The following is a 20,027-nucleotide window of genomic DNA, read 5'->3' as shown; positions in this document are numbered from 1 at the left end:
ACGGTGGATTTACAGCAGGGTTTTGTCCTGACCCGGCATTGGCGCGACACGGCGGCGGGTACGGAGGTCAGCTTCTGGCTGGCCACCGACCAGGGCCCTCGGTGCGTGCGCCTACCCGTGCAAACCTCGGTGATGTTTATTCCCGAGGCCTATCGCAAACAGCTCGACTGGTTGCTCAAGGGCGAGCGCGATATCGAACTGCGTCCGCTGCAGCTGTGTGATTTCCATCACCGTCCGGTGTTGGGCCTCTACACGCGCCAGCACCGCCAACTGATGGACCTGGAAAAACGCCTGCGCGCCGCAGGTGTCGATGTCTACGAAGGCGATGTCCGCCCGCCCGAGCGCTACATGATGGAACGCTTCATCACCGCTCCCGTGTGGTTCGGCGGCACACCAGACGCCAACGACGTGCTGATCGATGCGCAGATGAAACCCGCACCCGACTACCGTCCGCCGTTGAAACTGGTGTCGCTGGACATCGAAACCACCGCCCAGGGCGATCTTTATTCCATCGCCCTCGAAGGCTGCGGCGAGCGCCAGGTGTACATGCTCGGCCCGCCGAATAAAACCGACGCGGTGGACTTCAAGCTCGACTATTGCGACACCCGCGCGCAACTGCTCGAGCGCCTCAACCATTGGCTCGCCACCCACGACCCCGATGCGATCATCGGCTGGAACGTGGTGCAGTTCGACCTGCGCGTGCTTCACGAACATGCCCAGCGCCTCAACGTGCCGCTGCTGCTTGGCCGTAGCGGCGAAGCCATGGTCTGGCGCGAACACGGCAGCCGCAATCACTACTTCGCGGCGGCAGCGGGGCGGTTGATTATCGACGGCATTGAAGCCCTGCGTTCGGCCACCTGGAGCTTTGAGTCCTTCAGTCTGGAGAACGTCGCGCAAACCTTGCTCGGCGAGGGCAAGGACATCTCCACGCCGTACCAGCGCATGGACGAAATCAACCGCATGTTCGCCGAGGACAAGCCTGCGCTGGCGCGCTACAACCTCAAGGACTGCGAGCTGGTCACGCGCATTTTCGAGAAGACCGAGTTGCTCAAGTTCCTGCTGGAGCGGGCCAGCGTCACCGGGCTGCCGGCCGACCGCAACGGCGGCTCGGTCGCCGCGTTTACCCACCTGTACATGCCGTTGATGCACCGCCAGGGCTTTGTCGCGCCAAACCTGGGCGACAAGCCGCCCCAGGCCAGCCCCGGCGGTTTTGTCATGGACTCGCGTCCCGGTCTGTATGAATCGGTGTTGGTGCTCGACTACAAAAGCCTTTACCCGTCGATCATCCGCAGCTTCCTGATCGACCCGGTGGGCCTGATCGAAGGCCTCAAGTACCCCGAAGCGAGCGAGTCGGTGGAAGGCTTTCGCGGCGCGCGGTTCTCGCGAACCCGGCACTGCCTGCCTTCCATCGTCACGCGTGTTTCCGAAGGCCGTGAAGCGGCCAAACGCGAGCACAACGCGCCGCTGTCCCAGGCGCTGAAAATCATCATGAACGCCTTCTACGGTGTGCTCGGCTCCAGCGGTTGCCGCTTCTTCGACACGCGCCTGGCGTCCTCGATCACGATGCGCGGGCACCAGATCATGCGCCAGACCCGCGAACTGGTTGAGGCCAAGGGCTATGAGGTGATCTACGGCGACACCGACTCCACCTTCGTCTGGCTCGGCAGCGCGCATTCGGCGGATGATGCCAGCCGCATCGGCCGGCAACTGGTGCAGCACGTCAACGACTGGTGGCGTGCGCATTTGCACAGCGAATACGGCCTGCAAAGCGCCTTGGAACTGCAATACGAAACCCACTTCAGCCGCTTCCTCATGCCGACCATCCGCGGCGCAGAAGAGGGCAGTAAAAAGCGTTACGCCGGCCTGGTCGTGCACGCCGACGGCCGCGAAGACATGGTCTACAAAGGCCTCGAAACCGTGCGCAGCGACTGGTCACCGCTGGCCCGGCAATTTCAGCAGGAGCTCTACCAGCGCATCTTTCACCGCCAGCCCCATCAGGACTACGTGCGTGACTACGTGCGCCGCACCCTGAGCGGCGAACTCGACGACCTGCTGATCTACCGCAAACGGCTGCGCCGCCAGTTGGACGACTACGAGCGCAACGTCCCGCCGCATGTGCGCGCCGCCCGCCTGGCAGATGAATACAACGACCGCCTGGGACGCCCGCGCCAGTACCAGCGCGGCGGTTGGATCAGCTATGTGATCAGCGTCAACGGCCCGGAACCGCTGGAAGTGCGGCAGGCGCCGATCGACTACGACCACTACGTCACTCGGCAATTGCAGCCGGTGGCCGACGCGATTCTGCCGTTCGTGAACGATGATTTTGGCACCCTGGTCGGCGGGCAGATGGGCCTGTTCTAAAACGCTTGCCTGGATGGGATCAGAGCCTGCACTCTTGGCCTCTGACGACCACCCTCCAATGGCGCAGTTCTTCATGACTCAGATCACCCTGACCGGCAGCTCGGTCGAACTCCAACCCTTGCAACGTGAACATGCCGCCGCGCTGGTCCAGGCTGCCGCCGACGGTGAATTGTGGAACCTTAAAGTCACCAACGTGCCGGGTCCCGAGACCGTCGACACGTACATCAACGTCGCCCTCGCCGGGCGTGAGGCCGGCAGCATGATCCCGTTCGCGATCGTGCGTCGCGACACGGGTCAGGTAGTCGGCAGCACGCGGTTCTGGAAAGTCGACCGGGTGAATCGCAAGCTTGAAATCGGCCACACCTTCCTGGCGCAATCCACACAAAAAAGCGGCGTCAACACCGAAGCCAAGCTCCTGCTGCTGACCTACGCTTTTGAAGTGCTCGACTGCGTACGTGTGCAATTCACCACCGACGAACTCAACGAAAAATCCCGCGCCGCGATCCTGCGCCTCGGCGCCGTACAAGAAGGCATCGTGCGCCACGAACGCATCATGCCCGACGGACGCAAGCGCAACTCGGTGCGCTTTAGCATCATCGATTCGGAATGGCCGCAGGTGAAGGCGAACTTGCAGGCCAAATTACTGCGCTAAGGAGCAAACGCCCATGTACACGCTTTACGGCATTGATGAATCCGGCTCCTGCATGATCGAAATCGCCCTGCAACGTTGCGCGGTGCCGTGGCGTCGCATCGACGCCAGTTCCTGGGCAGATGGCGAGGGCAGTGAAGCCCTCGCGCGCATCAACCCGCTCAAACAAATCCCCACGCTGGTCACGCCCGATGGCCAGGTGCTGACCGAAAGCGCCGCCATCCTGATCCACCTGGGCCTGGAATTTCCCGCCTCGGATCTCCTTGCCGGCAACCGCGCCCAGATCCTGCGCGGCCTGGTGTACATCGCTGCCAATTGCTACTCGGCCATCGGCATCATTGACTACCCGCAACGCTGGCTGGGCAACGCGGATGAAGCGGCGCAGACGCAATTGACCACCGGCACGCGGCGCTATCTGCACCATGCGTGGGTGGTGTTCGCCCAGCAGTTCGCCGACCAGTTGTTCGCCCCCAATCAGGTGCCGAATGCACTGGGCATCATGGCCGCAGCCGTGTCGCGTTGGGACGCGGCGCGCGAGGTGTTGAGCAACCTGGCGCCCGGCTTTGCCCAGACGTTGGCGCAGGTGGATACCGACCCTGTCGTGGCGCCCGTGTTTGCGCGGCATTGGCCGGAATGGGGCGTCTCTTAATGTTTCCGCAATCAGAAGAAACAATCACCGTGGCACGCGCCCAACCCCTTGCGTAGCAGGCTTCCTGACCTACGCTTCTTAACGAGGTGTAGGAATCATCCTTGAAATTGACTGTCGCAGACATGAAACTCAAGAACCCTGCATGGAATTCAAAGGAGGTGCGCATGCTCATCCGGTCGCTGACCCTGGCTACCTTGATGGCTTTTACGGGGCCGCTGTTGGCCGCGGATGATATCAACCCGCTCAAGCAGGACTTGGGCAAGTCGCGTCCGCTGGTGGTGGTGGAACTTGACTCCGGAAACGAAGCATTGGCGAACCTGAAAAAACAGCTGGATGAGCCTGCCAACAAGCAGTCCTTTGAAGAGCGCAGCATGGTGTTCTACACCGTGAAGTTCGGCAGCATCGGTGCCGAAGGCGAGAAATTTGCCAAGGACGCCAAGGACAACAAAAAGCTCACGCCGCCTGAAACCAACGCGCTGATCCGTGCCCTCAAGCTCGGCGCCGGCAGTGGCACCAAAGTGATTTTGGTCGGCAAGGACGGCGAGAAGAAACTCGAAAAAACCGTGCCGCCGGATACCCTCGACCTGAAGGAATTCTTCAGCGCCATCGACCAGATGCCCATGGCTGAAAAAGAGCTCGCCGCGCCTGCCGAGCCAGAACCCGCCGCGCCCGCCAAAGGCGCAAAAGCGGCCAAGCCCGCAAAAGCCGGCAGCAAGGCCGCCGCGCCACAACTTGATGATTGAACCTACATAACCCCTGTGGGAGCGGGCTTGCCCGCGATGACGGAATGTCAGTCAAAATACCTTTGAATGACCCACCGCTATCGCGGGCGCGCGCGCTTTCACAGGGGTTTAGTGGTTTTCTGAAGGTTTGACGGCTTTGCGCACCGGAAACGGAAAGTAGAAAAACCGCAGGAACGCCACCCGCTTGATCACTTCCCCGATCATCAACGGCACCACCACCGCCACCACCAGGCCCAAACACGCCGCCAGAAACGAATGTATGCCCAGGCGTTCGAGCAGGTCGACAGTCTTGTGCTGGATTTCACCATGGAAGATCAACAGGATCAGGGTCGACTGACCGATGTAGGTCATCGCCCGAGTGAGCAGGGCCGACACCATCAGTACCCGCGCCAGTGCCCAGCATGCGTACACGCCGATCACCGCCAGCACGCTGGTCCACAGCCAGCTGTCGTAGCGACGTTGCGCCAGGTCCATGGTGTCCCACGTGGGAATGAACACCGCAGCAAACAACAGGACCGAGACCAGGCACGTCAGCCACGATCCCGAATGTGTACGCAACCAATCGCGTGCCAGGTAGCCGACGATGAAGTAGGTGCTGCTGATCAAGGTGATATCCAGGCTGAACGGCAGCCCCGGCAGCACCCAGTGTTGACCGCCGAGCGTCACCGGCAACTGCCAGAACAACGGCAGCAGCCAAACCCCGAGAAGCAGTTGCGCCGCGATCAGCACGCCGGTCACCCACAACGACAGCTTCAGGCGCTGGATCAACCGCAGCATCACCCAACTGAACAGAATCGCCACCCAGAAGTGTGGCAGGAACCACATGGCCTGCCACGGAATGGTGTCCACCGAGGCATACAGCACGCCGCCGATATCCGGCAGCAGCGGCTGGCCGCGCAGCAGGGCGCGCACGATGACATACACCAGCATGGTGAAGAAAAACGGCTTGAGCAGCCCGTCAGCCTTGCGCACTGCCATCTCCACGAACGGTTGCTCGGGTTTGAAGAGCACGCCAGAGAGGAAAAAGAACACCGGCAAGATGAACGAAGCGAGGATCGGATACAGCAGGTCCGGCGAGGTGGCCACGAACCAACTGTGGGCAAACACGATCACCAGGATGCCGATGCCCCTGGCGATATCCATCTGAATCCAACGATGCTTCATCTGACTATTCCCGATCGGTCGTTCACGCCTTGCGCCACGGCTTCAGCCACAGCCCCATGCCCAGCAACATCACCATGCCCGCCAGGGTACTGAGCCCCAGCTGCAGCCATACGCCTTGAATTGGAAACAACACCCACGCTGCCACGCCCATCACCACCGCACTGAGCAGCCAATGCCGCGCCCACGCCAGGGCGTCGAGCAACCCCTGGCGCTGCATCAGCAGCAAGGCCGTGCAGATCACCCCGGCCAGCGCGGCCAGCGGTATACCCGCCAGGCCAAACACAAAGGGCAGGGCGCCCAGCAGCAGCACATTGACCAGGCTGCCGAGCAATTCACAACGCAGCGGCTGGCGCGTGTCGCCAGCCGCGTAGGCATAGCGTGCGAGCAGGGCGTTCCAGGCGCCGAACACCAGCGGCACGGCAAACCATGCCAGCAACAACGGCAGCGGCGAATCCGCCGATTGCTTGGGCAGCAGCAACGCCACCAGGCTTGGCGCCGCGGCCACCAGGCCGACGCCTGCCGGCAGTGTCAGCACGCTGGCGGTCTCCAGGCCGCGCTTGAGCAGGGCCAGGCGCTCATCGCCCTGGCGCCGGCTCATCATGCCCAGCAGCACCTGGTTGAGGCTCATCAGCGCGATCAACGGCAGGTTCATCAGCTTGCGGGCGAGGTTGACCCAGGTCACCGCCCCTTCGCCGAGCAGCGACGCCACCAGTCGCTCGATCAGCGCCAAGCCCTGGCTGGCGCCATTGCTCAACAGCAGGGGGCCGATGCGCTGGCCCAGTTCGCGCAGCGGCGTAAAGCTCAGCTGCCAGCGCCACGGCCGCCAGCCCTGGCGCCAGATCGAGGGCAGCAACGCCAACGGCATCAACAGGCTGCCGGCCAGGCAGGCGAGCGCCAGAGAATGAGGTTGGGTAGCCGTGCCCGCCACGGCGAGGTACGTCACCGGCGGCAGGTTGAACAGCAGCGAGCCCAGCCCCGCCAGCACAAAACGTTCGCTGGCCTGCAACGGAATACTGAACAGCGCATGCAGCATCAAACCCGGCACGCACCAGGCAACGATCTGCAGGTTGCTGGCCGCCAGTGCGGTGGCGCTGGAGGCCAGCCCCGGGCCGAGCAACTGCACCAGCCACGGCGCCAACAGCGTCAGCAGCAGGCTGGTGACCAACGCAATCAGCATCAAGGCCGGAAACAGCACCGCCAGCCAATTCAAACGCTCGTGGTCCTTGCGTTGCAGGTACAGCGGCAGCGCGGCGGCGCTCAATACGCCACCGGCCAACGACATGCGCAACGCCTCCGGCAAAAACAGCGCGATCAGGAACGCATCACTGCGCTCGCCCGCGCCCCAGGCGGCCACCAGCAGCCACTCGCGGGCGAACCCCAGGCACAGGCCCAGCAGGGTCGCAAGCGTCAGCCAGACGGCGGAGCCAAGCATGATTAAAGCCGTGCGCCGTCAAGGGCCGGCTTGCGGTAAGCCACTGTCTTGACCTGCGGCAGGCGCGCCGGGAACAGCCGGCGGGCCTCCAGGACATTGAGGCCGACCATCAGCCAGAACAGCGCCACCATCACCACGGCAAAGCTGAAGTAGTGGTCAAACAGCCCGCTGACCAGCGCCGACAGAATCCCGGCAGTGCTGCCCAGCCACAGCGCGTTGTCTTTGGTCAGGCGGATCGGGCCTTTTTGCGGGCGTGCTTCACGCCACCAGCGCACGGTCACGGCGATAAACAACAGCATGCCGACAATGCCGGTCTTGTAGATGAAGTTCAGCCACAGGTTGGAGATGCCCAGCAAATGCGTGCCTGGCACTGGCGGGTCGACCTTGAAGCCGATGCCGAACGGGTAAGAAGCCACCGCCTGCGGGAACATGCGGTATTCGTCGAAGCGTATTTCGGTACTGGCGTTGTCCGATGAAAAAATCGTCGCCAGGCGATCCTGCAACGGCGGGTAGGCCATCACCAGTGCAACCGTCAGCGCCGCACCGATCATCAACAGCCTGCCGGTGTAGGGCACACGCCGCGTCGCCATCCAGATCAGCACCAGCGCCAGGCTGACCATCGCGCCACGGCTACTGGCCAACAGCAAGGCGGCGGCGCCCAGGCACGCCACGCCCAGGCCCAGTCCGCGCTTCCAGCCTTGTTCGGTCATGCCGTAGCAGAACGCCAACGGCAGCAGCAACGCCATGATCCCGCCGATGGCATTCGGGTGCATCCACGGCGAGCCCATGCGCGATGACATCGCCTCCAGGCCGAATTTCAACATGTCGAAGTTGCCGTAGTTGAACAGCGCCAGGATCGGCGCAATGCCCGCCCCCGAACGCGTGCGCACAAACACCGCAATCGACAGCACCAGCATCGCCAGCGTACCCAGCAGCAAGGCGATCACCAGTGATTCGCGGTGTTTGTAGTCGGTCAGCAACTTGGCGCAGAGGTACACCGCCGACAGGCTCAGCAACCAGCGCAGCCAGTTGGCCACGCCGCTGGTGTCGGCGTGGATGGTGACCTGGCCGACGATAAACGGGAACACACTGAACAGCATCAGCCACAGCAGCATCTGGTCGGTGGGGCGGCGCGACAGGCTCGGCGTGTCGGGCACGCGCGACAGAAAACTGTGCCACAGCACCGCGCCCCAGGTCAGCGCCAGGATCGCCTCGCTCACCGTACTGCGAATGCCCAGGTTGATGGTCGAGTACGGCATGAAGGTCGCGACGCCGGCGAACAGCAGCAAACCCCAGAACGGGAAGCGCAGGATGGTCACCGCCGCGGCCAGGCCGATCACGGCGAGGAACGCCTTGGCCGGTGACAGCATCAGGGCCAGCGCGCCGAACAACAGGCCGAACAGGATCGCGACGAGGCTTGCCAGGGAGAGTCTCATTTCAATTCCTCGATCAGTTCAGCCAGGCGCTGGCGATAGGCCTGATGGTTGAAGCGTTGCGCCCATTGTGTGCGTTGTTCGGGTGATTCTTCAGCCGGGCGATCCGCCAGCGCCAGCATCAATTGCACCAGCGCCGGGCCGTCGGTGGGCGAGAAGCGAGGAGCAGACGGCGGGGTGATTTCATCCAGCGAGGTGCCGCTGGCCACGGCCACTGGCGTGCCGACGCTCAGGGCTTCGATGACGGGTAGACCAAAACCTTCCGCATAGGATGGCTGCCACAGGAGCGAGGCCTGGCGGTACAGCGCGTGCAACTCGGCATCCGAGACACCGCTCAAGGCGCGAATGCCCGGCAGGTTGCGCTGGGTTTCGGGCAAATGCTCAAGGCTGCCTACCAGCACCAACGCCGGCACGGCGGGTGACAGGCTGCGGGCCTGCTGCCAGGCGTCGACCAGAAACGGCACGTTCTTGCGCAACTCACGCGTGCCCACCAGCAGCCAGTAATGCTCGGGCAGCTCACGCGCCGTCAGGTCTGCCGCCAGCTCGACAAAGCTATCGACTTGATTGGGCAGTACGCGAATCTTGCCCGCCGCCTTGGGAAACAGCCGCGCGGTTTCATCGGCGCTGTACTGTGACGGCGTCCACACGCGGTCGGCGCTGTGCACCGCGTACGCAATCGAAAGCCGATCGCTGGTCTTGTAGATCAGCGCTTTGAGGCGGTTGGCGTGGTAGTTGTTCAGCGTGATCTGGAACAGGTCATGCAGCAGCACGACGGTGCGCAAACCTTTGGGCTTGGGTGGCAACGGCAGGCCCATATTGAACGTGCTGATGTACAGGTCGATCTGTTGTTCACGCAAGGCTCCCGGCAAAAAGCCAGCCTCGAAGCGCAGCCGATTGTGCGGCTGGTGCATCGCCGTTTTCGCGCAGCCCCAGGCCGGGCAGTGCGCCTGCAAGCGGGTTTCATCACCCAGCGGCGCCACGGTAAACCGCGCCAGTTCCACACCCGGCAGCGTGTGCAGGGCATTTTCCAGGGCGTACACCTGGCGGCTGATCCCCGATTGCGGCGAGGTGCCGACGGTGCGGTAATCCAGGCCTATACGCATGCGCGCTCCTTTTGATTGAGCGTCGCGTACACCTGTTCCAGCTGGCTGGCGGCCACGCTCCAGTCATGCGCCCGGCGTACATAGGCGCGGCCCGCTTCGCCCATGGGCGCGGCGGCGTCGGGAAATTGCAGCAGGCGTACCACGGCGTCTGCCAGGCTGTCGGCGGTTTGCCCACCGAGGTAATCCAGGCCTTCAATCAGGTCCAGGCCCGACACGCCTTGTTCGGTACTCGCCAAGGGCAACCCGGCAGCCAGGGCTTCGAGCACCTTGAGCTTGGAACCGCCGCCGTGGCGCAACGGCGCCAGAAACACCGAACAGCTTGATTGCAGGTTCAGCAGGTTCGGTACAAACCCTTGCCACTCGATGCGCGGGTCCTTCCAACGCTCGCGCCAACTGCCGGGCATGCCAAACCCGCACACGCTCATGCGCGCATCCGGGCAGCGCGCCCAGACCTTGGGCAGGATTTCATCCAGGGCCCACTCGATGGCGTCCACGTTGGGCGCGTATTCATAGTTGCCCAGAAACAGCACGCGGCGCGTCGACGGGTCGGGTCGGGCGGCGGCGAAGTGATCGCAGTCCACACCGTTGACCACCACCGGCACTGGTTTGCCGGCGATTTCGGCCAGCACCTGGGCATCGCTTTCGGTCACCGCCACCACCTGCGCGGCCTGGCGCATCACGCGGTGTTCCCAGCGGCTGTAGCGCCATTGGTCGTAGCGAATGAAGGGCAGCGCCCAGCGCGGCAGGCGGTCGTAAGTGGCCGCGCCCAGCGCCGACTCCACGTTATGTTCGGTCAGCACGAACGGCTGCGATTGGCGCGCCAGGGCATCTTCATAAGGTTGGAACGTGTAGGTGTGCTCGATCTGCACCACATCCCAATGCTCTTTGAGCAATTGATTGAACGTGTCCTGCAGCGCGCCCGACAGACCGTTGACGCTGGCCAGCAGTGGGTACGGTGCAAACAGGCCGGCCACCAGGGTTTTCACGCTGCGCAGTGGGCGGCGCGGCAGTACGATCACCTGCTCGAGGAAGGCCTCCAGCACTTGGCGATCGGTCAGTGACACCGGGTTTTTATCATGCAGCAGCAAGGTGATTCGATGTCCACGCGCGGCCAGGCTGCGCAGCAGATGAAACTGGCGCGTCTTGCCGCCGCTGGTGGCGGGCCAGGGCGAGTAGGGCAGGATCCATAAAATGCGCATGGCGGGCTTCAGTCCCATAACAGAATTTGCAGGTTCGACTTGACCGGGACGGTCAGCCCATGGGTGCCGCTTACCGGGGTTTGCGTGCCGCGCAGCGGGTCGTACAGGGTGGCGCTGGTGAGGCCAGGCAAGTGCGCGTTGCCGCCTTCGGCCGACCAGAAGAACCACAGTTTGTGGCCGTCGGCGCGGGTCCAGCCGATGCTGAACAAACCATCGGGCAATTGGTCGGCGGCGGGCGGATCGCCGGGCGTGAGCTGCGGCCCGCTCACATCGAGGAAGTTCTTCAAGGCGGTATAGACCGGCTTGGGGTTGGCGTCGATGTCGAGCAGGCCATAGAACTGGTCACGCACACTGGCGCGCTGGTCGAGGTCGCTCAAGGTGAACAGAAAGATCCGGTCGTAATCCATCGCGCTCATCAGTGCCACCCGGCGTACCACATAGTCAGCCTGGCCCTGCAGGGTGATCAGGTCCTGGGCATCTTTTGGCCCGGGGTAGTTTGACCAGCCCCACTCGGTGCTCCACAGCGTTTGCACGCCACTATTGCGCAGCGTCTGGTTGAGCGCGGTGGTTTTGGCGATGAAGTCCAGGTTGGACGGGTCGTTACCCTCGGGCAGCTGCGTATAGGGATGGTAGGAAATCACCGTGTTCAGGCTGGCCACACCCATGGCGCCAAGGGCGCCGAGGGCGTCGAGCATGGTCTGGCCATTGGGCATTTCGCTGAAAAACGCCATGCCGGCAGCCACCACCGGTTTGTTCGCATCCACCGCGCGCAAAGCGGATGCGGTGGCTGTCAACAAGGCGACGTAGCCAGCGGGGTCGGCCACCGGGCGCCAGAAGCCGAGCAAATTAGGCTCGTTCCACACCTGCCACGCGTTGACGCTGGGGTAGCGTTGCGACAACAGCGCCATGCGGTTGGCGAACACGTTCAGATCTTTGGGCGGGTACTGGTCCTGATAGGGCGCACCGGCCGGCGCGGTGGTCGCGAAGGGCGCCGAACCGACGAGGTAAAACACCGACTTGAGCTGATTGGCTTGCAGGTTGCCGACCAGTTGATCAAGGGTTGCGACCTGATACTGGCCCTGAACCGGCTCCAGCTGATCCCAGTGCAAATCCAGGCGTACCCATTCCAGGCCCAGTGCCTTGAGGCGGTCGATCTGCCGTTGATACAGCGTCGGGCTGAACCACAGGAACTGCGCGTTCACGCCCAGAAAATCCTTCCACACCACCACCTTGTTGCCCTTGAGCACATGGTTTTCGGCGTCAGCCTGGCGGCCCCACAGGAAGACCGTCAGGCCCAGTGCGGCAATCACCGCAAGGGTCGCAAGGTAGGTCCGTTTACGCGGCATAAGGAGCTCCCGCAATCGCCTGCTCAAAGAGGTGCTTGAACTTCTGCGCGGTCAACGGCCACAGGCGTTCGCGGCCAATTTCCCCGGCCCGTTCGGCCCAGTCGCGGGCCAGCGACGGCGTGCGCGCCAGGCGCAGCAGTTGTTGGCTCAACGCCGCCACATCGCCCTGGGGATAGATCGCGCCGTTGCCGCTGGCGACTTCTTCGGCAAACGCACGCGCATCCGAGGTGATCGCCCCGCGGCCGCACGCAGCGGCCCAGGACAGCGCGCCGCTGGTGCCGCGCTGGCGCCCCAGCAGGCCGAGTTTTTTTGATTCGCGATACGGCAGCACCATCACGTGGTGCGCCTGGATCGTCTGTGCAATCTCGCTGGCCGGCAAGTTCAGCCGCCAGTCGATGGCGCCCACCAGGCCGAGTTCGGCGATCTGGCGGTTGAGCTGCTCAAGGTAGTTGCCGCCCGCGCCAAACGCCATTTCGGCGGCAGTGCCACCGGCCAGGGTCAGGCGCACACGGTCACGCAATTCGGGGGCTTGCTTGAAGACGTCGGCCAGCGCTTGCAGCAGGTCTTCAATGCCTTTGCCACGGTAGATAAAACCGAAGTACAGCAGGTGCAGGGTGTCCAGCGCCGGTAACGGCGCGGGAGCAATGGCCAGGTTGGCGTGGTTGATCACCGCCACTTTGCCGGCCGGCAGTTGCATGCGTTGGCTCAGGCAATCGGCGCCCAGGCGCGTGAGGGTGATCAGCCGCGTCAGGCCTTGGGCGACATGGCGTTCTTCGCGCAAGGTCAGCGGGTCGGCCAGCACCACTGCCGCTTGCGGCAATGGGCTGGGCAAACGTTCCAGCAGGTTCAGCGGGAAAGGCAGATGCTCGCGTCGCCAGACGATACGCTCAGGGTCATGCACGGTCGCCGTCAGCGGCAATTCGGGGTAGGCCTTGCGCAGCTCGCGCAGGGCCAGAAACTCCCCCAGCCGGCCGCCGCCCAGCTCGGCGTGCACCAGCTCCACACTGCGCCAGTCGAAGGCGGCGATGGCCTGGCGGATGGCTTCGCTGTTGCCTTCCACGCCGCTCAACGGTGTCGCCACCGTCACGCCCAGCTGCTCCAGGGCCGTCTTGAAATGGTTCGCGTAGTCGGCGATCCCGTTTTTCTCCGGCGGCAAAGGGGCGAGCAGGGCGATGCGCATCAGAACGCCCCCCGGTATTTGGCGATGGTTTTAAGCACCCTGGCCGGCACTTCGAATTTGCGTCGGTTGATGATGATGCCGTCCACCTTGCCAAACGCGGTGTTGAGGATCGACAGCGCGTGCTCCACCACCGGCACTGTGCTTTTCTGCGCTTCCACCACCAGGGCAATCAGGTCAGCGCGGCGCAGGTTGATAAAGGCGTCGCGGTTGTCCAGCAGTGCAGAGGCGTCCAGCAGTACCACTTCGCCCGGGGCGGCCGGTTCGACGCCGCCAACCCGCACCCTGATGCCGTTTTCCTGCAGCAAGTGGCGCAGTTGCTCCACCACAAAGGTCACCCCTTCGCCGTGGCGCGCCGAGGTCAACCCCAGGGTCAGGCCTTGCTCGGCCACGCGGTCCAGTTGCAGCAAGCCGTACAGGCGGTAAATGCTCGCATTGAACGCGTTGGTGCTCTGCGCGGTGCTGGTGTCCAGCTCCGGCAAGGTCGTCCACAGGGGCAGGCCGAACTTGCGCTCCACCAGCCCGCCATCGTGAATGCGCTGGTCCAGCAGGTAGCACAGGTAGATCACCAGCAAACCGACGACGATGGCAAACGGGATCGCCAACAGCAGCATCAGCAGGGTTTTCGGGAAGATGCGGCCAGGGTTGAGGGTGGCTTCTTCGATCACCGCAATGTTGCTGATCTGGCTGCTATCGAGCTCACGGTCGATGCGCGATTTTTCCAGGTTGTCCACGTACAGCGCGTAATTGCGCTCGGTGGCGCTCAGCTCGCGAGAAAGACGCGCCAGTTCCGGTTCAATCTCCAGGGCCTGCTTGCGCTGGGCTTCGAGGTTCACCAGCTGTTTCTGCTGTTGCACAAGCTGAGTGCGCAGGGCCAGGTTGTTGCTCGACTCGTCCAGCAGCACGCGCTGCAAGTGAATTTCCAAGGTGTTCGGCGCGCGGTTTTCCGAGGCCTGTACCGTGTTGCTTTCATTCGCAACCTGGGCCTGCATCGCCAGAATCGACGCGTCCAGGGCTTTGACGGGCGGCGCGTTGTCGGTGTAGGTGCGCATCATGTCGGCCTTTTCCAGCAGCTTCTGGTTAAGCAGGCGCCGCAAATCCTGCTGCTGCGGGTTCAGTGCGATCTGGCGCACCGTGGTGACTTCCTTGGGCTGCCCCTTGAGCTGGTCGCGGGTGCTCTGGATGGCGCTGTCGGAAGACGCAATCAGGCGCGTGGTGTTGAAGGTCTCGCCGCGCAACACGTTGATGCGCTCAGACAAGTCCTCCAGGCGATCGGTGATGCTTGCCGCGCCGATCTCGTTCAAGTGCTTGAGGATTTGCTCCTTGTAGCTCTTGATCTCGGTGGCGCTGGTGTTCACCTGGCCTTCATAGAAGGCGTAGAGGCTCTTGCGCCCCAGGGCCTGGGTGCGTTCGGTGATGTACGTGTCGACCCAATCCTTGACCACTTGCTGGGCGATTTGCGGGTCGCCCCAGGTAAAACTGATGTCCATCACCGTGGAACCCACGGCATGGCTGACCTCGAAGTTTTTCTCCAGGCTCGCCGCCAGGCGTTCCACCGGCGTGGTTTTTTCGAGGATGCCGACGGTTTCCAGCACCACGCGAATACCGTCGAACACCGCGCCCACGCCTTCCTTGACGTAATACTTGCTGCGCTTCCAGAAGCCTTCCGGCGGCGGCGCGTTGGCGATGACTTCCAGGTAATGCTCGGCCACCGTGCGCACGATCGGGCGACCGGTCAGCAAGCGCTCTTCGTCGACAATCGGGTCACGCTGGGTGCTGGGCATGACCAGCGCCTGACGGTTGCTGATCTCGATGGGCAAGGTCGAATCGCGCCCCGGCTTGACCAGCAGGCGCGCGGTGGATTCGTACTTGGCGGGCAGCAAAAAGGCTCCCAGCAAAATGATCACCAGCGCCGCGATGGCTGCCAGTTTGAACTCATGCCGGAAGATGAAGAACAGGCGCAAAAGATCACGAAAAGAACGGATCTCGATCATGGGATGTCGCTCCTTCAGTTATTGCCGCCGCTGGTTTTGGTGTAGTTGTAACCAACCCCAATGGATTTGGTGAACGGGATCAGTTGGTTCAAGTAGGTATCCACCCCTTGGATGCGCTCGCCGACGTTGGATTTAGGCACGAACACCACATCCCCGCGTTGCAGGTGCACCGGTTTACGCCCGTTCGGGCCGGGTTTGAGGTATTGGCTGAAGTCCAGGAAGTAGGCGTGGTAGGCGCCCTGGGCATCTTCGCGCAGCAGCGCGACCATGCTGGCATTGCCCGAAGGGTTCACCCCGCCGGCGCCGACAATCGCTTGCTCCAGGGTGTTGGCCGTGCCGAGTTGCACCGCCGTCGGGTTATTCACCGCGCCGCCGACGATCACCGAATTGCCCGGCGCCTGGTTGATATTCACCGTCACCCGCGGCTCGCGGTAGACCGGCGCGAGCTTGTTGCTCAGCTCTATGGCCAGTTCCGATGGCTGACGCCCGGCGACCTGGATCGGCCCCAGGAACGGGTAGTTGATCTTGCCGTCGGTCTGCACCGTGTACAGCGTCAGCTCATAAATGGTGCTGACGTTGAACGCCGACAGCGTCGGCATCTCGCCGGCATCGCGCACGATCCGCAGCTGATCGCCGATGCGGATGCGTTCCACGGCCGGCGGCAGCTGCGCCAACTGGTCGAGGGCGCGCTTGCCGTCCTCGACGGTCTTGTCATCCGGCGGGACAATGCGTGCCGGCGTATTGCAGGCGGCCAAGGCCATCACGGCCAGGAGGAGCACGGTTTTTTTCATAAGGGCGGACTTCCTGTTAGTCATGCTGCTCACCTCCAATAACCGGGGAACATGCTGATGCGCCGCTTGAGGGCGAGGGGGAGCCGGCGTTCCTGCTGGCCCAGCCGATAGCCGAGCAACTTGAACGCGCTGCGCACCAGTACTTCGGGTACGCGGTGCAATGCACCGGCTGCGCGCAATGCCGCGAGCTCAGCCAGTACATAGCGTTTACCTTCACCGCCGGCATCGCCAAACGCCTGGCGAATCCACGGCTCGCGACCGTAGAACACGCCAATGTCGAAGTAGCGGTGAAACTCATCCATGAGTCGGTAATCGTGGGAGTGGTACACCCGCGCCGTGGCGGCGTAGCGCACCGTGTAGCCTTCAAGCAGCATGCGCGCAGCGACGTAGGCGTCTTCGCTGCCGATCACATCGGCGGGAAAACCGCCGACCGCCTGCAGGGCGCTGCGTCGGTACACGCAAAACGAGTCGGAGCTGAAGCAGGTCTTGATCCCCAACTGCGGCGCATCGGCCAGGCACTTGCTACGGCTGTGTGGCGGGTAGTTGAAGTGCCGCGACTGCGCGCCCAGCACCCCGGCGCCGGGGTGCGGTAATTGGCGGCCGTAGGCCACGCCGTTGAGCGGGTCTTGCTGCAATTCTTCGAGCAGGTTGGCGAAGGTCTCTGGGTCTGCGGGGATCGCGTCCTGGGTCATCACGATCAGCGCCTCGCCGCTCACCTGTTCACTGGCCCAGCGCCGTGTGCCGCCGTGGTTGAAATCGCGGGCGTCGATCACCTCGACCCGGGCGCCGAACTCGCGAAAGCGCGCGACGGTGTCATCGCTGGAAGCGCTGTCGACCACCAGCATTTCGTCCGGTTGCAGCGTCTGCATGTTCAGCGCAGGCAGCAGCCGCGCCAGGTGACTGGACGCGTTGCGGGTCGGGATGATCAACGAGGTGCGCATGTCACTTTTTCACTTCTGCGGGCGCACGCCCGTAGATGTCGTCAAAGCGCACGATGTCGTCTTCGCCCAGGTACTCGCCGCTCTGCACCTCGATCATTACCAGGTCGATGATGCCGGGGTTGGTCAGGCGGTGCTTGTGCCCGGCCGGAATGTACGTGGACTCGTTGGCGTTGATCAGGAATTCGCGCTCACCATTGGTGATCTGCGCCGCGCCGCTGACCACCACCCAGTGTTCGCTGCGGTGGTGGTGCATCTGCAACGACAGTGACGCCTGGGGCTTGACCACGATGCGCTTGATCTTGAAGCGGCTGCTTTCCTCCAGCACCGTGTAGGTGCCCCACGGCCGGGTGACGGTGCGGTGCAGGCTGTACGCCGGATGATTCTGGCGCTTGAGTTCGGCGACGATGTAACGCACATCCTGGCTGCGGTTGGCGTCAGCGATCAGCAGCGCATCCGGAGTGTCGACAATGATCAGGTCGTGTACGCCAACGGCGCCGAGCACGCGTTTGGGCGAGTCGATGTAGCAGTTGTGCACGTCATGCAAAATTGCTTCGCCATTGACCTGGTTGCCGTGGGCGTCGCTGGGCGTGAGCTGGCGCAGCGCCTCCCAGGAACCGATGTCGCTCCAGCCGATGTCGCAGGGCACCACGGCGACTTTCTGGGACTTTTCCATCAGCGCCACGTCGATGGAAATGTCCGGTGCGCTGCCGAAGGCGTCCGAGTCCAGTTCGCGCTGGCGCGAGGTTTTGTTTTGCAGGCTCTGGCTGTGGTCCAGTGCGGCTTTGGCGGCCGTCAGCACGTCGGGGGCATGGGCGGCGAGTTCCTCCACCAGGGTGCTGGCCTTGAAGCAGAACATGCCGGCGTTCCACAGGTGTTTGCCGCCGTCGAGGTAGGCTTGGGCGGTGGCCTGGTCGGGTTTTTCGACGAAGCGTTTGACCCGGTTGCCGGTGCCCAGCGCGTCGCCTTTTTCGATGTAGCCAAAGCCGGTTTCCGGATGGTCGGGCTGGATGCCGAAGGTCACCAGATAACCGGCTTCGGCCAGGTCGCGGGCCTGGGTGACGGCCTCGGCAAACGCGACTTCGTTGAGGATCAGATGGTCGGCGGGCATCACCAACAGTTGCGCCTGATCACCGAAATGTTCCTGCACATGCAGCGCCGCCACCGCAATGGCCGCGGCGGTATTTCGCCCGAACGGCTCCAGCAACAGGTCCAGAGGCAAGTGGGCCTTGTTGACCACGCGGTAGTCATCCAGGGTGCGAAACAGCAGGTCGCGGTTGGTCACCGTGAGCACGCTTTCCACGCCGGGCAGTTTGGCGGCGCGCTGAAAAGTTTTTTGCAGCAGGCTCTGGCCGTCACGCATGCGCATGAAAGGCTTGGGCATGTTCTGGCGCGACACCGGCCACAGCCGCGTGCCCGAACCACCGGAAATAATGCAGGGAATTAATCCGTTGAGGGTATTCATCAATAGACTTCCTTGGTGGAGAGGACGGCTGGGACCGTCATGAAGACGATGTACAAGTCAAACCACACCGACCACTTGGAGATGTACTCCAGGTCGTACTCGACACGTTTCTGGATCTTGTACAGGGTGTCGGTTTCACCCCGGTAGCCGTTGATCTGTGCCCACCCGGTGATGCCCGGTTTGACCCGATGCCGCGAACTGTACTCGCTCACCGCCACTTCGAACGGAACGCCGGCAGCCTTGGTCGCGGTGGCATGCGGGCGCGGGCCCACCATCGACATGTTGCCCTGCAGCACGTTGAACAACTGCGGCAGCTCGTCGATGCTGGTCTTGCGAATGATGCGGCCCACCCGCGTGATGCGCGGGTCCTTGCGGGTGGTCTGTTGCTCGGCGGTGAAGTCGCTCTGGTCGGTGAACATCGAGCGGAACTTGAACACGCGTATCTCGTTGTCGTTGTAGCCATAACGGTTCTGGCGAAACAGCACCGGCCCCTTGGAGTCGAGCTTGATCGCAATCGCCGTTGCCAGCATCACCGGCGACAGCGCCACCAGGGCCATGCTCGCCAGCAGCAAATCTTCACAGCGCTTGATCACCGGCGACCAACCGCGCAAGGGCAGCTGCGAGGTGTTGAACATCAGGATGCCGCCCACGTCCGTGATGCGGCTGTGGCCGTAGCGCAGCGCGGCCATGTCGGGCACCAGCATGACGTTCACCGACAACTGGCGCAGGCGATTGACCAGGCCGTGGATACGCTGCTCGGCAGCCCAGGGCAGGCAGATCATCACTTGGTTGACCTGCTCGGCGCGGATCAGTTTTTCCAGGTCGCGGGTGTTGCCCAGCAAGGGCAGGCTGCTCAATTCCTTGGGGATGCGCTCGGTGCGGTCGTCGATAAAACCGATCAGGCCGGAGCGGATATCGCCATTGCGTTGCAGGTGATCGGCAACGTGCACGGCGGTGTCGGTGAAGCCCAGGATCACAGTGCGCTGCAGGTATTTGCCCTTGCGCATCAGGTTGCGGTACAGGCGCAGCATCACTAGGCGTTCAATGCCGAACAGCGCCAGGCTGGCGAAGTACCACGCCACCAGGTTGCGCGGCGTCAATTGCGGGAAAAACTGCAGGATCTGGTACATGAACAGCAAGATGCAGAACGCCGCTGACCAGGCGACTATCTTGGCCCGCAGGCGCAGGCGATTGCTGAACAGCTCTTCGGAATAGATGCCCAGAGCCTGGAACAGAATGATGGTCATGATCGCAAAAAACAGCAGCAGACCAAGGAAGTGGGAACGCAGCTCGGGAGCCAGTGGGTCGAGGAACAACACCAACACCAATGGCGGCAAGATGGCAGTCAGGCCATGGATCAACTTGACGAAAACAACAAAAAACTCAACAAAACCAGCGCGGGTCAGAAACAGGCTATCGACTGAAGACTTTTCTCGCATAAACATCCCTCATTGCACTCCAGACCTACTATTCGGCTGTTTGGTCCATCGGCAGCAGGCTGCGTGAAGGAGGGCAAGTCGAACGATGGCTACTCTGGGTAAAACGCAACTATTTCATCCAAGTGAAGCCATCCAAATGAAGGA

16 protein-coding genes are annotated in these 20,027 nt (G+C 62.9%); 4 read left to right on the top strand and 12 right to left on the bottom strand.

The genetic code is table 11. The annotated features are described in order from the left end of the window. Positions 1-3: 3 nt before the first annotated feature. The 4 genes from ACP7B3_RS28260 to ACP7B3_RS28245 all read left to right on the top strand — a co-directional run bounded on the left by ACP7B3_RS28260 (position 4) and on the right by ACP7B3_RS28245 (position 4,402). On the top strand, positions 4-2,361 hold the full coding sequence (locus ACP7B3_RS28260; protein ID WP_426182589.1) for a DNA polymerase II: 2,358 nt from the start codon (positions 4-6) through the stop codon (positions 2,359-2,361). A gap of 73 nt (positions 2,362-2,434) precedes the next feature. Further along, entirely contained in the window at positions 2,435-3,013 is a 579-nt protein-coding gene (locus tag ACP7B3_RS28255) for a GNAT family N-acetyltransferase (RefSeq protein WP_242201665.1), read from the top strand. 13 nt (positions 3,014-3,026) lie between these two features. Continuing rightward, complete coding sequence (locus ACP7B3_RS28250) at positions 3,027-3,659, top strand: glutathione S-transferase N-terminal domain-containing protein (RefSeq protein WP_426182585.1); 633 nt, start codon at positions 3,027-3,029, stop codon at positions 3,657-3,659. 164 nt (positions 3,660-3,823) lie between these two features. Next, complete coding sequence (locus ACP7B3_RS28245) at positions 3,824-4,402, top strand: DUF4174 domain-containing protein (RefSeq protein ID WP_106580031.1); 579 nt, start codon at positions 3,824-3,826, stop codon at positions 4,400-4,402. A 108-nt stretch (positions 4,403-4,510) separates the two neighbouring features. On the opposite strand, the gene ACP7B3_RS28240 is transcribed toward ACP7B3_RS28245, so the two are convergent. From ACP7B3_RS28240 to ACP7B3_RS28185, 12 genes are read right to left on the bottom strand one after another with little or no spacing between them, the layout of a single operon-like run. Next, positions 4,511-5,566: an acyltransferase family protein gene (locus tag ACP7B3_RS28240; protein ID WP_426182582.1), complete on the bottom strand. Its 1,056-nt coding sequence runs from the start codon at positions 5,564-5,566 to the stop codon at positions 4,511-4,513. A gap of 22 nt (positions 5,567-5,588) precedes the next feature. Beyond that, on the bottom strand, positions 5,589-6,998 hold the full coding sequence (gene murJ, locus ACP7B3_RS28235) for a murein biosynthesis integral membrane protein MurJ (protein WP_426182579.1): 1,410 nt from the start codon (positions 6,996-6,998) through the stop codon (positions 5,589-5,591). A 2-nt stretch (positions 6,999-7,000) separates the two neighbouring features. Continuing rightward, the gene (locus tag ACP7B3_RS28230) at positions 7,001-8,434 is read right to left on the bottom strand and encodes an O-antigen ligase family protein (RefSeq protein ID WP_145163270.1); all 1,434 of its coding nucleotides are present in this window, start codon (positions 8,432-8,434) and stop codon (positions 7,001-7,003) included. Continuing rightward, a complete protein-coding gene (locus ACP7B3_RS28225; protein WP_426182575.1) occupies positions 8,431-9,534 on the bottom strand; it encodes a glycosyltransferase family 4 protein in 1,104 nt (367 codons plus the stop codon). The genes ACP7B3_RS28230 and ACP7B3_RS28225 overlap by 4 nt, the downstream gene beginning before the upstream one ends. Next, a complete protein-coding gene (locus ACP7B3_RS28220) occupies positions 9,525-10,733 on the bottom strand; it encodes a glycosyltransferase family 4 protein (protein WP_426182572.1) in 1,209 nt (402 codons plus the stop codon). The genes ACP7B3_RS28225 and ACP7B3_RS28220 overlap by 10 nt, the downstream gene beginning before the upstream one ends. A gap of 8 nt (positions 10,734-10,741) precedes the next feature. Continuing rightward, positions 10,742-12,079 carry a GH39 family glycosyl hydrolase gene (locus tag ACP7B3_RS28215; protein WP_426182569.1) on the bottom strand — a complete coding sequence of 446 codons (1,338 nt, stop codon included), beginning with the start codon at positions 12,077-12,079 and terminating at the stop codon, positions 10,742-10,744. Next, positions 12,069-13,259, bottom strand: coding sequence for a glycosyltransferase (locus ACP7B3_RS28210; RefSeq protein WP_426182566.1), 1,191 nt, complete (start codon positions 13,257-13,259; stop codon positions 12,069-12,071). The genes ACP7B3_RS28215 and ACP7B3_RS28210 overlap by 11 nt, the downstream gene beginning before the upstream one ends. After that, complete coding sequence (locus tag ACP7B3_RS28205; protein ID WP_242201647.1) at positions 13,259-15,250, bottom strand: GumC family protein; 1,992 nt, start codon at positions 15,248-15,250, stop codon at positions 13,259-13,261. The genes ACP7B3_RS28210 and ACP7B3_RS28205 overlap by 1 nt, the downstream gene beginning before the upstream one ends. Before the next feature lie 14 nt (positions 15,251-15,264). Beyond that, the gene (locus ACP7B3_RS28200; RefSeq protein ID WP_426182563.1) at positions 15,265-16,041 is read right to left on the bottom strand and encodes a polysaccharide biosynthesis/export family protein; all 777 of its coding nucleotides are present in this window, start codon (positions 16,039-16,041) and stop codon (positions 15,265-15,267) included. Positions 16,042-16,070: 29 nt separating this feature from the next. Then, complete coding sequence (locus tag ACP7B3_RS28195) at positions 16,071-16,982, bottom strand: glycosyltransferase family 2 protein (protein WP_426182560.1); 912 nt, start codon at positions 16,980-16,982, stop codon at positions 16,071-16,073. 1 nt (position 16,983) lies between these two features. Then, positions 16,984-18,444, bottom strand: a complete 1,461-nt coding sequence (locus ACP7B3_RS28190) for a mannose-1-phosphate guanylyltransferase/mannose-6-phosphate isomerase (RefSeq protein WP_416363997.1) — start codon at positions 18,442-18,444, stop codon at positions 16,984-16,986. Next, positions 18,444-19,883 (bottom strand): undecaprenyl-phosphate glucose phosphotransferase, encoded by a 1,440-nt coding sequence (locus ACP7B3_RS28185; RefSeq protein WP_242201640.1) that lies wholly within the window; start codon positions 19,881-19,883, stop codon positions 18,444-18,446. The genes ACP7B3_RS28190 and ACP7B3_RS28185 overlap by 1 nt, the downstream gene beginning before the upstream one ends. Positions 19,884-20,027 lie beyond the last annotated feature (144 nt).

Source organism: Pseudomonas sp. TWRC1-2 (assembly GCF_049896685.1).
In the GTDB taxonomy this organism is placed as follows: domain Bacteria; phylum Pseudomonadota; class Gammaproteobacteria; order Pseudomonadales; family Pseudomonadaceae; genus Aquipseudomonas.
This window is presented reverse-complemented; position numbering and strand designations above follow the sequence as displayed.

Bases quoted from the DNA above. Each gene is read 5' to 3' on its own strand.
- ACP7B3_RS28190 (WP_416363997.1), bottom strand. From the start codon at position 18,444: ATGAATACCCTCAACGGATTAATTCCCTGCATTATTTCCGGTGGTTCG.
- ACP7B3_RS28205 (WP_242201647.1), bottom strand. From the start codon at position 15,250: ATGATCGAGATCCGTTCTTTTCGTGATCTTTTGCGCCTGTTCTTCATC.
- ACP7B3_RS28200 (WP_426182563.1), bottom strand. From the start codon at position 16,041: ATGAAAAAAACCGTGCTCCTCCTGGCCGTGATGGCCTTGGCCGCCTGC.
- ACP7B3_RS28210 (WP_426182566.1), bottom strand. From the start codon at position 13,259: ATGCGCATCGCCCTGCTCGCCCCTTTGCCGCCGGAGAAAAACGGGATC.
- ACP7B3_RS28215 (WP_426182569.1), bottom strand. From the start codon at position 12,079: ATGCCGCGTAAACGGACCTACCTTGCGACCCTTGCGGTGATTGCCGCA.
- ACP7B3_RS28240 (WP_426182582.1), bottom strand. From the start codon at position 5,566: ATGAAGCATCGTTGGATTCAGATGGATATCGCCAGGGGCATCGGCATC.
- ACP7B3_RS28225 (WP_426182575.1), bottom strand. From the start codon at position 9,534: ATGCGTATAGGCCTGGATTACCGCACCGTCGGCACCTCGCCGCAATCG.
- ACP7B3_RS28185 (WP_242201640.1), bottom strand. From the start codon at position 19,883: ATGCGAGAAAAGTCTTCAGTCGATAGCCTGTTTCTGACCCGCGCTGGT.
- ACP7B3_RS28255 (WP_242201665.1), top strand. From the start codon at position 2,435: ATGACTCAGATCACCCTGACCGGCAGCTCGGTCGAACTCCAACCCTTG.
- ACP7B3_RS28220 (WP_426182572.1), bottom strand. From the start codon at position 10,733: ATGCGCATTTTATGGATCCTGCCCTACTCGCCCTGGCCCGCCACCAGC.
- ACP7B3_RS28230 (WP_145163270.1), bottom strand. From the start codon at position 8,434: ATGAGACTCTCCCTGGCAAGCCTCGTCGCGATCCTGTTCGGCCTGTTG.
- ACP7B3_RS28245 (WP_106580031.1), top strand. From the start codon at position 3,824: ATGCTCATCCGGTCGCTGACCCTGGCTACCTTGATGGCTTTTACGGGG.
- ACP7B3_RS28195 (WP_426182560.1), bottom strand. From the start codon at position 16,982: ATGCGCACCTCGTTGATCATCCCGACCCGCAACGCGTCCAGTCACCTG.
- murJ (WP_426182579.1), bottom strand. From the start codon at position 6,998: ATGCTTGGCTCCGCCGTCTGGCTGACGCTTGCGACCCTGCTGGGCCTG.
- ACP7B3_RS28250 (WP_426182585.1), top strand. From the start codon at position 3,027: ATGTACACGCTTTACGGCATTGATGAATCCGGCTCCTGCATGATCGAA.